Genomic DNA, 14,804 nt, shown 5'->3' on the forward strand with positions numbered 1-14,804 from the left:
GATGGAAGTGATTCACCATGGTGGCAAACATACTGTCACAGGATCTTGTCACGAGCTAAGAGATTCAGGCCAAGCGGTGCTCATCGATTGTGGCCTTTTTCAAGGTTTAGATCTTCAAGGTAAAAAGCTTCAAGGTGCGGACACTCGCCCTCTTGATATTGAATTTGAAACATCCCACCTCAACGCTCTGCTGCTGACCCATACTCACATTGATCATATTGGCCGATTACCTTGGTTACTCGCCAGTGGGTTTAACCAACCGATTTATTGCACGCAAGCCACCGCTGAACTTGCCCCTTTAATGATTGAGGATGGCTTAAAGCTGCAAGGACTCAGCAATAAACAGTCGAAGCTGATACTCAAAAAGATTCATTCGTTAATTGCTCCCAAGCCTTACGGGGAATGGTTTCCAATCACGTCTAAACAGCAAAACAACGGAAAGGATCATGATAGGCCAAATACTCTGTATGCTCGCTTTCAACCTGCGGGGCACATCTTAGGTTCTGCCTATATCGAGATTAAGTTACCCAACCAAGAGGTGGTAGTCTTCTCTGGCGATTTGGGCCCAAGTAACACACCACTACTGCCCGATCCTAAGCCACCACGACAAGCCGACTATCTGTTTATCGAATCCACTTATGGCACCAGTACACATGATGATATTGCTACGCGAGCTGAGCGTCTCAAAGCAATCATTGATCGTTCACTGCTCGACGGTGGCGTTATTCTAATTCCGGCATTTAGTATCGGCAGAACGCAGGAATTGCTTTTTGATATCGAACACCTGATCTTTGAGCATCAACTCAGTAGCGATATTCCTATTATTCTCGATTCTCCGATGGCTCAAAAAGTGACGCGTTCATACCGACGTTTTAAAGAGTTGTGGGGACAAGAAGCAAAGCAGCGTCTTGAACTGAAACGCCACCCACTCGCTTTTGAGCAGTGCATTACCGTTGATGGACATAGAATGCACAAGAAAATCGTGAATCGCCTCAAGTCGACAGGTGAACCTGCGATTGTGGTCGCAGCTTCTGGGATGTGTCAGGGTGGCAGGATAATGAACTACTTATCCGCCTTGCTTCCCGATAAACGAACCGATGTAATTTTAGCTGGCTATCAAGCGCACGGAACGCTCGGACGAGAGCTGCAACAAGGGGAAATGCAGGTTTATATTGATAACAAAGACGTTGAGGTTAATGCTCAAATTCATGGCATGTCTGGCTATTCTGCCCATGCTGATAAAGGGGACCTCTACCAATTTATAGAAGGCATCGCGACGCCACCGAAAGAGGTGCATTTGATTCATGGCGAGCCAAATACTCAGTCTGAATTCGCTAAAGAATTACAGGCGCGAGGGTTCGTGGTTGTTTGAAACAGGCATCAAATTAACAACTTTTACTAGGTAGATATTAAAGCCTCAATTATCAAACCTTCAAAAGCCATAGTCTCTTAGACCTGCTAGCTCACCCAATGTAGGTGATATATTCCAAGCTACTTATCTCACCATCCATATGTCAGCCGTTTATGCTAAGCGGCTTTAACCGCTGTTTTGCGCAATTTCGTTTCTTATGCGCATCTCAAGATCCCCTTTCTGTATTAATCACTATTTATTCACTTTGCAAAACACCAGAAAAACACAACCAGTTGCATAGGTAATTAAATAGAACGATTATCGAATTAGCACTAAGCATTAACAAACACCCTCTATAACTTGCTTTATGTCACAGTAATCCTAATAGGCAGTTAAATAATTTAACACTTGGGTTACAAGTGAAGTATTGTGTTGTTCGAAAAACAATCATAAGCAAAACTAACAGGGAAAATACTCATGCAGTCATTCGTTGATTTTTTGAATGGAATAATCTGGAGCCCAGTACTTATCTACCTATGTTTAGGTGCAGGTTTGTTCTACTCCATCATGACTCGATTTGTTCAAATCCGTCACTTCTTTGAAATGTGGCGCTTGCTACTATCGGGTAAAAGCTCATCAAAAGGCATCTCGTCTTTCCAAGCTCTAGCCGTTTCGCTATCTGGCCGTGTAGGTACAGGTAACATTGCTGGTGTTGCTGCCGCTATCGGTTTCGGTGGCCCAGGTGCAGTATTCTGGATGTGGGTTGTAGCCTTCTTTGGCGCCGCGACTGCTTATGCAGAATCTACGCTAGCGCAAATCTACAAAGAAGAAGACGAAGGCCAGTTCCGTGGTGGTCCGGCTTACTACATTGAAAAAGCAATGGGTCAGAAGTGGTACGCATGGATCTTCGCAATCGCGACTATTTTTGCATGTGGTATTTTGCTTCCAGGTGTTCAGTCAAACAGTATTGGTAATGCTGTAGAAGCTGCATTTGGTTCAGGTGACATGATTGAAACAGCTGTCGGTACATTCAGTTTCGCTAAAATTTTCACCGGTACTGTTGTTGCTATCATCCTTGCTTTCATCATCTTTGGTGGTGTTAAACGTATTGCGAACTTCACACAGATCGTTGTTCCTTTCATGGCATTGGCTTACATCATCATCGCGTTCGTTATCATTCTGCTAAACATCAGCCAAGTGCCAACGGTTTTCGCAATGATCATCGGCGATGCATTCACACCTATGGCAGGCTTCGGCGCTGCAATTGGTTGGGGTGTTAAGCGTGGTGTTTACTCAAACGAAGCGGGTCAAGGTACTGGCCCTCACGCGGCAGCAGCTGCAAGTGTTGATCACCCAGCTCAACAAGGTTTGGTACAAGCGTTCTCTATCTACATCGATACACTTCTAGTATGTTCTGCTACAGCGTTCATGATCATCATCACTGGTGCTTACAACGTTCACGGCGGCGCTGAAGGCGTGTTCCTTGTTCAGAACCTAGCAGCAAACATCGGTGCGAATGGTCCTGTGTTTACACAGCTTGCTATTGAAAGTGCACTACCAGGCATTGGTAAGCCATTCATCGCATTTGCTCTGTTCTTCTTCGCATTTACAACGATTCTTGCTTACTACTACATCGCAGAAACGAATATTGCTTACCTACGTCGTACCATCAAGATCCCTGGCATGATGTTCGTACTTAAGCTTGTTCTTATCACTGCAGTTTTCTATGGTACAGTTAAAACAGCTAACCTTGCATGGGCAATGGGTGATGTTGGTGTTGGTTTGATGGCATGGTTAAACATCGTTGGTATTCTGATTATCTTCTTCATGTCTAAGCCTGCGCTTAAAGCTCTAGCTGACTACGAAGAACAGCAGAAACAAGGTGTGACTGAGTACACTTTCAACCCTGTAAAACTAGGCATTAAAGGTGCGACTTACTGGGAAGAGAAGTACAAGCGTAAAACAGGCAAGTCTCCAGAAGCAGAAGCTGCAGACACTAAACCTGTAGAGCAACCTTCAGCTTAAGCTTGTGCCTTAACAAATAGCTCGCTTTAACTCGCGCTATTAATAACGCATAAAAAAGGGGTTAGCCATTTCGGCTAACCCCTTTTGTTTTATTCATAACAAATAAACGGCTTATAACAAACTAACTGTTCCCGAGTTAGAGTATTAAGCAGCGATTTCTTGTGTTGCCATTTGAGGTGCTTTCTTCTCACCGATAGGCAGTACTGTGCGGCCGTATTCGTTGTTGATTACTTGTGCCATTGCAAAGTAGATAGCTGAAGCACCACAGAAGATACCTTCAAAACCAGCGATAGTGCCGATTAGTTCGCTGCCAGTGAAATCACGAGCTGCAAGTAGGAAGAACAAGATAGTCAGTGAACCGAATACTACTTGCTTCGCAACTGGGTAGCATAGAGAACCGATGAACATGAAGCCTGTGAAGATGCCCCATAGTAGTAAGTACCAACCCATGAATGCAGCAGGGCTTGCAGGTAGACCCATGTAAGGCATCACGATTAAACCAACCAAAGACAACCAGAATAGGCCGTAAGAAGTAAACGCAGTTGTACCGAACGTGTCACCACGTTTGAAACACATTGTGCCCACGATAACTTGGCTCAAACCACCGTAAAAAATACCCATAGCAAGAATCATTGAATCGATTGGAAAGAAACCTGCGTTGTGGATATTAAGAAGAATAGTGGTCATACCGAAACCCATTAAGCCTAGTGGCGCTGGGTTAGCTAGTTTGGTCGACATTGCGAATTTACCTTATTAAAGTGGTTGATTAAAAAAAAACAATAAAAGTTGTCAGAAAATTTTAATCTATAAACCGTACAACTAGGTAATCCAGTTATCGAAAACTAAGATTGTGTAAATGATCTTATGGAAAATTAGTTTCATAACAACGCTAATTAATTCATAGAACCTATAAATGAACAAATTCCCTGTCGCGCTATGAAAAAGATGCGAGTAACGAGATGCGAGATACGAAAAAAGTCTTTAGATTCGAGTAAGCGCCCCCTTAATAGCAAACGTAGGCAACATAGGGCGAGCTCTTCGCTACTCGTTTACTCGTATCCCGTATCGATTCATTAACTCTCGCCCCTCTTTTGTAATCTTAAATTACGCTTGTTGAGCTTTAGAATCAGACACTTGAGATTGAACTTCTGAAGAAGCGTTTTTACTCGCATCGCGTTTAGCTAACAGAGTCACAAGGATAAGTTGAGCAACAAGAGCGCCCAGCACAACCAATGCACTTCCAGTAAAGCCAGCCACTACAAAACTAACCAAAGCGATAGAGCCGTTCATCAACGCATAAGGAAGCTGAGTCTTAAAGTGTTCAAATTGATCACACCCTGCACCTGTTGAGGAAAGAATGGTTGTTTCAGAGATCGGCGAGCAGTGATCACCAAATAACCCTCCCGATAACACAGCACCGATCGCGACTAATAAAGGCGCATCGATCGCAATAGCGGTTGGAATGACCAATGGCATCATTATCGCGAAGGTTCCCCACGACGATCCCGTTGCGAATGAAATGATAGCCGATAATAAAAACGCGACCGCAGGTACTAACCAATATGGAAAGCCGCTCTGTGCTTGCTCAGCAATATAAGCTGCCGCACCCAACTCCTTACCAACGGTGCTTAATGCCCAAGCCAATACCAAGATGATCGCGACTGGCATCATGTTTCCCATGCCTTTTAAGTACACAGAAACACCATCAGACAACTTTCTTACACCGTAGTAAGCCATTAACGAAATTAATGTAATCGCCGCAAAGAAATAAGCCGATGATAACGCCGCTCTAAATGATGAACCTGCGACCTTTTGGAACGGGAAACCTTGTGGTACCAGCATGGCACACAACACCACCAGCATCACTAACAATGGTGCCCAGACAAAAGATGCCTTTGCATTTTTATGCGAGAACGGATTTAGTGATTCGTTATTCACGCCAGAGTTAATTCCCGCCTGGCAATCACGCTCAGCTTTTGCCATTGGCCCAAAATCTAAACCTTTAACGGACACGAGCGGAACGATGAAAATCGCGAGGAATGCGTAGAACTGAAAAGGAATCGCACCGATGAACGCATCCCAATCAGACATATTGACATTCAACGCCGTAAACTCTTTCTGAATCAGGCTCATGATATACACGCCCCACCCGATAAAAGGGATAAGGATCGCGACGGGTGATGATGTAGAGTCGATGATGAATGCCAACTTCTGTCTAGAAAGTTTCAGTTTATCGAAAAGAGGGCGAAAGACAGGACCAACAATCAACGGAGTACCTAAGTCAGAGAAAAATATCACGATTCCTCCAAACCACGCAGACAATTGAGCTTGGCACTTGTTGCTTACCCACTGAGTCACACGCTTAGCAAACGCAACACCACCACCCGACTTTTCCATCAAAGCGACAAAACCACCGATGAACACCAACAGCATAATCACGCCAGCGTTGTAGCTATCTGTAAGCTGAGGGACTAGGTAACCTTTAACCATGGTACCAAACGTATCAAGCGGGTTAAGTTCGCTAAACATGCCAGTCAGCATCGCAACACCACTCAGCACGCCAGCAAAAAGGCCAATCACCACATTCCTTGTCGCCAACGACAACACCAAAGTAATCACAATGGGGATGAGTGACGTGATATCTGTCTGCTCCATAGGTACACCTTAACCCTAAAATAAGAGAATAAATATAAATTAAATTTGAATATAAATTCACAAGCATCATTTGTACAGAACTTTATCCTCTAACTGGATAATTAGTCTTTAAATGCGCTTCAACATAGCCAAATAGACCAATCACCCTGCTTAAATAGCCAAGTTCGAAACGGAAAAAAGCCGAAAGTAGAAACTTTCGGCTTTTGATTATTTATATCGCTATGGTCGTACTACTGAGCTCGTAACTTAGGCCACCTCTTCAGTATTCAGACTATCAATTACAGCTGATTTCATCCCAGAACCAATTCGATTGAACTGGGCTTTCCCAAACACCTGGGCCGTTTTTAGCCACGAAGCACTTACCGTTATGCGTCACTTTATCGCCATTACTCACTTGGCTAACACCGGCTTGCCACGTAATAAATTCAGATGGATCGACAACCACTGGCGGTTCTGTCACAGGTGGTTCAACTGGTGTTGGGTCTACCGGAGCAGGATCAACAGGCGCGGGATCGGTGACTACCGGTGGTGTTGGCTCTCCAGCAATCAATGTCCAAGGGCCGCCATTGGCAGGGTCATCCCCTTGTGTCCACCATTTCGCTTCGTAGGTTGCACCGTTGTGAGTAACTTGGTCACCCGCGTTGTAAACCTTGGTCGCACTCCAACCGTTACCACCCGGATCAGTACCAGGGTCTACCGGATCAAGCTTATCGACCACTTTCACTTCAGGCCAGCTCGCATGAGAACCATAAAAGTTGGTCACACACTTCTCGTAATCGCCAGCCACCAGTGCGGAATAAGCAGTTTGAAAGCCCACTAGCTCACACTCAAATGAGTAACCTTCTGGGCGGTCTGCGTAGTATTTCCAGTTACCATCCCAGTTGGTGTACAACACATCCGTTGCTCCGTTGAGATTCAAGCTTCCGTAAGGCGTTTGCTGCCAACAAGTATTGGCTTCATCCGCTTCTACCGGAATTTCATAGTGCGCTGCTAACCCTTCCCAATAACGAATACGGTTAACGGGTTGGCCTTTGTCTTTGTTCTGCTCGCCACATTCAATACCACCATTGATCACGTTGATTGTGGTACCAAAGCCATAGCCAATACCCGCATCCAATTCACGTTGAGATGGTGTCCATGTTCGGTCAATTACATGCAGCATTGCCGGTTTAGGCGCTTGTGGTGTTAAAAAGAACCAGATAGCAGACGCTAAGTTCAACCAAGAATCCGCCACTAAGCCCGGATTGTTGAGAAGCACCGTCGCGTCACCATCAAACATCACTTCAGAGAATGCGCCGTAATTAAAATGGTAAGAAAGCTGTTTAGCACCACGTCCGAAGTAACCCTGCCCTGCCGCACAAGGCCAACGGGCATTCTGCCAATCATTCTGACCACAACCTGTGGTGTAACCTTCTTGGCCTTCAGACCAACCCATTTCGCGAACATGCACCAGCGCTTGCTGCCACTCTTCTAGAGCTAATGGATTATCAGAGGTGTTGCCTATCGCGATGTGCCCACCCGTCTCTTGTGAAAAGTGAGCAAAGGCCGTGATGATGGATTTCTTACAGATGGCATCGGAGTCACGGCCATCGGTGTACTCTCCACAGAACGCTGGGAATTTACCGATCGCACGTAAGAAGCGAGTGTAGGTGTATTCTGGCGCTGCCATCTGAGTGAGGAAGTCCCATTCCGATTGAGGGAACACGCGCTCTACACGCTTTACGTTTTCAGGGTTGGAGGGGGAACCGGGTTCAATCGCTTCAACGATTGTATTCGGGCGAGTTTGAAGGGCCTGTGACCAGATCGCATACATAGGATCGGATGTTTTCGCTTGTTCAGCAGCTTGTAGAGCCGACTTTTCAACAAGGTAACCATTCGGGTTTTGCGGATCAGGTTGAATGTTCAAAGACGCATGACTTTGCGCTGCTAATGTGCAGCCCAGTACTGTCGCCAAATATTTGATTTTTAACATGATGGATTCTCTTATCTGTCCTTAATAAGTCCATCAAAGAGTATGCTTCACATGTGGAATGGCCTAGCTGTAGCTGTGTGAATTTATAAAAAGTGCGAGTGATCTTTTTGATACATGGCTCAGCACAACAAAGCGTCTCATGGTTTCTTGAGCTGATATCTAGTTTCCAACTCAATTGGTTTCTAGTTATTGTTCATTTGATTTCGAGGTATTGCTCATAAGCCTTTAATGTAATGAATCAATATAATCAATCGAAAAGAAAAAAGCCCCGAACTGAGTTCGAGGCTTAAGATCTTAATCAAAGCTGGTTAAATCTCTAAGAGATTATTCCCACTCGATAGTTGCTGGTGGCTTACCAGAAATATCGTAAACAACACGTGAAATGCCGTTAACTTCGTTGATAATACGGTTAGATACCTTACCTAGGAAGTCGTATGGTAGGTGTGCCCAGTGAGCAGTCATGAAGTCGATAGTTTCTACAGCACGTAGAGATACAACCCAATCGTACTTACGGCCATCGCCCATTACGCCAACTGAACGTACTGGTAGGAATACCGTGAATGCTTGAGATACTTTGTGGTAAAGGTCAGCAGCGTGAAGCTCTTCAATGAAGATAGCATCTGCACGACGCAGTAGATCACAGTACTCTTTCTTGATTTCGCCAAGAACACGAACACCTAGACCTGGACCCGGGAATGGGTGGCGGTAAAGCATGTTGTATGGAAGACCAAGCTCTAGACCGATCTTACGTACTTCATCTTTAAACAGCTCACGTAGAGGCTCAACAAGACCCATTTCCATATCATCAGGAAGGCCACCAACGTTGTGGTGAGATTTGATTACGTGTGCTTTACCTGTCTTAGATGCTGCAGACTCGATTACGTCTGGGTAGATAGTACCCTGAGCAAGCCATTTAGCATTAGATAGTTTCTTAGACTCTTCATCGAAGATATCTACGAATACGTGACCGATGATTTTACGCTTAGCTTCTGGTTCAGCTTCACCTTCCAGAGCGTTAAGGAAACGTTCTTCAGCATCAACTTTAATGATGTTAAGGCCGAATTTGTCACCAAACATGTCCATAACCTGCTCGCCTTCGTTTAAACGAAGAAGGCCGTTATCAACAAATACACATGTTAGTTTGTCGCCGATAGCGCGGTGAGCAAGCATTGCTACTACTGATGAATCAACACCACCAGAAAGACCAAGGATAACTTCGTCGTCACCTACTTGTTCTTTAATACGTGCAACTGCATCTTCAATGATAGATGCTGAAGTCCACAGACCTTCACAACCACACGCGTTAAGAACGAAGTTCTCAAGCATTTTTAGGCCGTTTTTAGTGTGCGTTACTTCTGGGTGGAATTGAACACCGTAGTATTTCTTATCTTCGTTTGCCATTGCTGCGTATGGGCAAGTGTCTGTTTCTGCGATTTTTGTAAAATCAGCAGGGATTTCAACCACTTTGTCACCGTGGCTCATCCAAACATCTTGAGTCGTCTCAAGGTCAGCGAAAAGTGCAGATTCACCAGTTACTTGTACCGCTGCGTAGCCGAACTCGCGCTCAGTAGACGTTGCTACTTTACCGCCAAGTTGCTCAGCCATAGTTTGCATGCCGTAGCAGATACCGAATACAGGAACACCTGAATCAAATACGTACTGAGGTGCACGTGGAGAGTTCTCCTCCGTTACACTTTCAGGACCACCAGATAGGATGATGCCGTCTGGATTGAATTCACGAATATCCGCTTCTTCTACGTCCCAGCTCCAAAGTTCACAGTAAACACCGATCTCACGAATACGACGAGCTACTAGCTGTGTGTATTGAGAACCGAAGTCTAGAATTAGAATACGTTGGTCATGAATATTTTTAGTCATTGTAAGCAGTCTTATTGGCTATGTGATAAAACGGAGGTGAGTTTACTCACCTCTGATTAACTCTTCAAGAAATAAAGCAAACGTTTTCGTTAGATATCTTTAACCACGTGTTTTGAGACAATCGGACTTTTAACAAAACAGGCGGTAGATATAATACCAATCACAGCAAGTAAGTGTTCAGGAATAGCGTAGGAAAAAAGCCTGAGAACGAGGCAGCTCTATTCGACAAAGAGTTCTGATAAGTAGTTATTCTACAATCAAAAATTCTAACGAAGTTATCGAGGTTTTTAACAAGCTAGGATGACCAGTTATTTACTACGATTGGTATATTAATGTGCCGACTAAATCAGCACATTATTCAAACGTTTGGACGTATTATTAACCTAAACGGTAGTTAGGTGCTTCTTTCGTGATTTGAACATCGTGTACGTGAGATTCTTTCATGCCCGCACCAGAGATACGAACAAACTCAGCTTTAGTACGCATGTCTTCAACAGTTGCAGAACCCGTTAGGCCCATGCTTGAGCGTAGACCGCCCATCTGTTGGTGAACGATCTCTTTTAGACGACCTTTGTATGCGATACGACCTTCAATACCTTCTGGAACAAGCTTGTCTGCAGCGTTGTCAGATTGGAAGTAACGGTCAGAAGAACCTTGAGACATAGCGCCAAGAGAACCCATACCACGGTAAGACTTGTAAGAACGACCGTTGTAAAGAATAACTTCACCCGGTGCTTCTTCAGTACCCGCGAACATTGAACCAACCATCACACAAGATGCGCCAGCAACGATAGCTTTACAGATATCGCCAGAGAAGCGGATACCGCCATCTGCGATTACTGGAATACCGTATTCGTTAGCTACTTCAGCTGCGTCTGCGATTGCTGTTACTTGAGGAACACCAACACCAGTAACGATACGAGTCGTACAGATTGAACCCGGGCCGATACCTACTTTAACCGCACTAACACCCGCTTCGATAAGAGCACGAGCGCCAGCGCCAGTTGCTACGTTACCACCGATGATTTGTAGATCAGGGTATGCAGCGCGAGTTTCGCGGATACGGTTAAGTACGCCTTCAGAGTGACCGTGTGAAGAGTCGATAAGTAGAACGTCTACGCCAGCTTCAACTAGAGCAGCAACACGCTCTTCGTTACCAGCACCAGCACCAACAGCTGCACCTACACGTAGGCTGCCGCGCTCATCTTTACATGCGTTTGGTTTACGTTCTGCTTTGTGGAAATCTTTTGCAGTGATCATTCCAGTCAGTTGGAAGTCATCATTTACAACAAGAACTTTTTCAACACGCGCTTCGTGCATTTTCTCTTGAACTTCTTCACGAGTTGCACCTTCTTTAACAGAAGCAAGGCGAGCTTTAGGCGTCATTACTACATCAACTTTCTTAGAAAGGTCAGTAACAAAGCGAACGTCACGGCCAGTAATGATACCAACCAATTCGTTTGTTTCAGTAACAACAGGGAAACCGGCGAAGCCGTGTTTTTGAGTAAGGGCTACAACATCAGCGATTGTCGCGTCAGGGCTTACAGTTACTGGGTGAGAAACCACACCAGCTTCGTAAATTTTAACCTGGCGAACCATTTCAGCTTGCTGCTCGATTGACATATTCTTATGAATAAAGCCAATACCACCTTCTTGCGCAAGGGCAATTGCTAGGCGTGCTTCCGTAACAGTATCCATCGATGCAGAGATCATTGGGATGTTTAAAGAAATGTTTTTCGTTAACTGAGTGCGAAGATCAGCTGTGTTCGGAAGAACGGTTGAGTGTGCTGGGACGAGTAAAACGTCATCAAAAGTTAAAGCTTCTTTTGCGATTCGTAGCATTTGCAATATCTCACAACAAAGGTGTTAAAAGGAGTAAACCCAACTTTATCGTTTCGCATAATAAAGTGATTTGGATTTGATATTGCAGACGGATTATACGCACGGCGAAATCGCTTGGCTACACATTTTTGTATTTTTAATTTGCATTTACCCCCTTGCTATGTATTATATTGCCGCTATCTTCCATACTCACGCCCTGTGAGATTCCAAGAAAGACCTTCCTTCAAGGAAAGATAGTGCTTCTATGACTAATCCAAACATCTTTACTGTTTCTCGCCTCAACTCAGAGGTTCGTCTCCTATTAGAAAACGAAATGGGAATAGTCTGGCTCGTTGGTGAAATCTCAAACTTCTCTGCACCTGTATCTGGTCACTGGTACCTCACGCTTAAAGACTCTCGCGCTCAAGTTAAGTGCGCCATGTTTCGTGGCAATAACCGCCGTGTCACCTTTAAGCCCCAGAATGGTAATCAAGTTCTAGTCAAAGCTCGCCTGTCTCTTTATGAGCCACGTGGTGATTATCAACTGATCATCGAAAGCATGCAGCCAGAGGGTGACGGCAAGCTTCAGCAAGAGTTTGAAAAACTGAAGATGAACCTTGCCGCAGAAGGACTGTTTGCTCAATCAAGTAAGCAAGCTCTTCCTGAACACCCAAAACGTGTTGGCGTTATCACATCTAAAACCGGTGCAGCGCTGTTTGATATTCTTGATGTACTAAAAAGGCGCGATCCTTCATTGCCTGTTGTGGTTTACCCGACCATGGTTCAAGGCGAAGAGGCGGCAATTCAGATTGCTCAAGCGATTGGACGAGCTAACGAACGCAATGAGTGTGATGTGTTGATCGTGGGTCGTGGCGGCGGTTCATTAGAAGACTTATGGTGCTTCAATAACGAGATCGTTGCTCGCACAATTGCAGCAAGCCAGATCCCGATTATCAGCGCAGTTGGCCACGAAGTTGACGTCACTATCGCCGATTTCGTCGCAGATATGCGTGCTCCAACGCCGTCAGCTGCTGCAGAATTGGTTAGCCGTGACAACAGTCATAAAGAGCAAGCTTATGCCTCTAAACGTGCTCGCTTGGTGAGTGCGATTCGTCATGTGTTAATCAAACAAGCACAATCCACTCAAACGTTAAAATACCGCTTGGAGAAACAGCACCCGAGCTACCAACTGCAAAAGCAGAGTCAGCAGCTTGATGACCTAGACATGCGTTTGCGTCGTGGTATGACTCAATACCTAAAACAACATGCACAGCGTGTTGAACGTAAACAGCACCAACTTCAGTTGAACTCACCAGTGAAGCGCCTTGGTGAACAAAAACTGCATCTGCAACGTTCAGAGCAAAAGCTATTAGATGCGATGGATAAAACACTGCTAACCACTCGCCATCAGCTAGCCATGGCTGCAGAGAAGCTAGAAACCGTTAGTCCACTGGCAACCCTAAAGCGTGGCTACAGCATTACTCATTCCGCATCGAGCAAGACAGTATCATCAATTAACGATGTCGAAGTCGGTGAAGTGATCACCACTCAAGTTGAAGACGGTGTGATTGAATCGCAAGTGACAACAAGAGTCGCTAAGAGTGGGCTTTAGGTTCGACTAGAACGTTGAAAATCATTTAAAACCAGAAAGCCCTATCGATAATCGACAGGGCTTTTGTATATCTACTGGCTGTAAAAGAAAACAACCTGATTCAAACCTTACTCACGACTCCGTCGTAGAAGGCTCCTTCATGGTCAGCATCCCTTCCGTCACAATAAAGTTGATGATGAAATCTAAACCTTGGCTCTCTTTGAGGTTGGTGAACACGTATGGCTTGGTTGGACGCATGCGTTGTGTGTCTTGCTCCATCACCTCAAGTGACGCACCCACATATGGTGCTAAATCGATCTTATTGATAACCAGCAGATCAGAACGCGTAATACCCGGTCCGCCTTTACGTGGGATCTTCTCCCCTTCCGCTACATCAATCACGTAGATGGTAAGATCGGCTAATTCAGGGCTGAACGTCGCACTCAAGTTATCACCGCCACTTTCGACGAATACCACATCGAGGTTCTTATGCAGCTTGGCAAGCTCTTCTACCGCAGCTAAGTTCATCGACGCATCTTCACGGATCGCCGTGTGCGGACAGCCACCCGTTTCAACACCAATAATACGATCTGGTTCTAGAGCCTCTGCTCGCGTAAGTATCTTGGCATCTTCTTGAGTGTAGATGTCGTTGGTTACCACTGCGATATTGAGCTTGTCGCGAATCGCTTTACAAAGCACTTCTAATAGCGCTGTTTTACCAGACCCTACCGGGCCGCCAATACCAATTCGAAGTGGTTGCTTATAACTTTCCATTGTCTACTTCCTTATATTCTTTTTGCTACATCGTTCGCGCTAACCGCTACGAACGAAATAGTCGTGTGTATTGTGTTTCGTGCAATGAACTCGCTAATGCCATCGAAGGCGAAAAGCTGCCTATCATCCAATCTTCTATCGTGCGGGCCTTTTCGATCACCTCAGGAAAGGTGTTGGTGATATTAATCAATGCCAACTGACCATCGGTTTGACCTAAAGGCACTAACTTGACCCCTGCGGTAACGATGTTTTCAAGCCAACTCCATAAATAACCCTGCTTGAGGCTCTCTAAATCAATACCCCAATGCTGAGCCGCCATACACATGCCCAACAATTGGTTTGGATGACTATCAACAGAGTCCACCAGTGAAATATCGATATCTAAGCGCTTCAACAAAGTATTCAATGCTTGCCCACGCTGTTTCTCTTCCGCTCGCAATTCACTGGTTTCACGGCTTGAGTACAGGTAATTACACCAGTGCTCAATCTCATCGAGTTCCCCCTTTTCTAGAGCGTGGTAAAGACGCTCTAATATAGGCAATTCCAAGGTCGCGACACTGGAGTTGACGATGGTGTTGAGCCACTGTTCCATGCTGTTGCGATCGGTCACCCACCCCGCTTCAACCGCTAACTCTAAACCCTGCGAGTAAGTGAACCCACCAATCGGCAATGACGGACTGATCAATTGAAACAGGCGATAGATGGCGACATTTTCTGATGTGGTCATAACCGTGCCC

The 14,804-nt window shown here is 45.2% G+C and carries 10 protein-coding genes; 3 read left to right on the plus strand and 7 right to left on the minus strand.

Annotated features, from left to right (window positions below; genetic code table 11):
* Position 1 precedes the first annotated feature (1 nt).
* Positions 2 to 1,372 carry an MBL fold metallo-hydrolase gene (locus tag AB4307_RS06380; RefSeq protein WP_136974080.1) on the plus strand — a complete coding sequence of 457 codons (1,371 nt, stop codon included), beginning with the start codon at positions 2 to 4 and terminating at the stop codon, positions 1,370 to 1,372.
* A gap of 456 nt (positions 1,373 to 1,828) precedes the next feature.
* A complete protein-coding gene (locus AB4307_RS06385) occupies positions 1,829 to 3,376 on the plus strand; it encodes an alanine/glycine:cation symporter family protein (protein ID WP_017059732.1) in 1,548 nt (515 codons plus the stop codon).
* Positions 3,377 to 3,520: 144 nt separating this feature from the next.
* On the opposite strand, the gene AB4307_RS06390 is transcribed toward AB4307_RS06385, so the two are convergent.
* The 5 genes from AB4307_RS06390 to guaB form a co-directional block, all read right to left on the minus strand.
* Positions 3,521 to 4,114, minus strand: a complete 594-nt coding sequence (locus tag AB4307_RS06390) for an acetate uptake transporter (RefSeq protein WP_010440610.1) — start codon at positions 4,112 to 4,114, stop codon at positions 3,521 to 3,523.
* A 366-nt stretch (positions 4,115 to 4,480) separates the two neighbouring features.
* Positions 4,481 to 6,031 carry a Na+/H+ antiporter NhaC family protein gene (locus tag AB4307_RS06395; protein WP_372131453.1) on the minus strand — a complete coding sequence of 517 codons (1,551 nt, stop codon included), beginning with the start codon at positions 6,029 to 6,031 and terminating at the stop codon, positions 4,481 to 4,483.
* Between the two features lie 274 nt (positions 6,032 to 6,305).
* The gene (locus AB4307_RS06400) at positions 6,306 to 8,003 is read right to left on the minus strand and encodes a chitinase (RefSeq protein ID WP_372131455.1); all 1,698 of its coding nucleotides are present in this window, start codon (positions 8,001 to 8,003) and stop codon (positions 6,306 to 6,308) included.
* A gap of 324 nt (positions 8,004 to 8,327) precedes the next feature.
* Positions 8,328 to 9,881, minus strand: coding sequence for a glutamine-hydrolyzing GMP synthase (gene guaA / locus AB4307_RS06405; RefSeq protein ID WP_372131457.1), 1,554 nt, complete (start codon positions 9,879 to 9,881; stop codon positions 8,328 to 8,330).
* A 378-nt stretch (positions 9,882 to 10,259) separates the two neighbouring features.
* Complete coding sequence (gene guaB / locus AB4307_RS06410; protein ID WP_017062496.1) at positions 10,260 to 11,723, minus strand: IMP dehydrogenase; 1,464 nt, start codon at positions 11,721 to 11,723, stop codon at positions 10,260 to 10,262.
* A gap of 244 nt (positions 11,724 to 11,967) precedes the next feature.
* Here guaB and xseA point away from each other — a divergent pair, with 244 nt between their 5' ends.
* On the plus strand, positions 11,968 to 13,314 hold the full coding sequence (gene xseA, locus AB4307_RS06415; RefSeq protein ID WP_372131459.1) for an exodeoxyribonuclease VII large subunit: 1,347 nt from the start codon (positions 11,968 to 11,970) through the stop codon (positions 13,312 to 13,314).
* 111 nt (positions 13,315 to 13,425) lie between these two features.
* Here the strand turns inward: xseA and ureG are convergent, their stop codons facing one another.
* Complete coding sequence (gene ureG, locus AB4307_RS06420; protein WP_004735125.1) at positions 13,426 to 14,067, minus strand: urease accessory protein UreG; 642 nt, start codon at positions 14,065 to 14,067, stop codon at positions 13,426 to 13,428.
* A 46-nt stretch (positions 14,068 to 14,113) separates the two neighbouring features.
* On the minus strand, positions 14,114 to 14,794 hold the full coding sequence (locus AB4307_RS06425; protein WP_372131461.1) for an urease accessory protein UreF: 681 nt from the start codon (positions 14,792 to 14,794) through the stop codon (positions 14,114 to 14,116).
* Positions 14,795 to 14,804: the final 10 nt, after the last annotated feature.

The sequence above is a fragment of the Vibrio sp. 10N.261.52.C2 genome, assembly GCF_041471425.1.
Classification (GTDB): domain Bacteria; phylum Pseudomonadota; class Gammaproteobacteria; order Enterobacterales; family Vibrionaceae; genus Vibrio; species Vibrio crassostreae_C.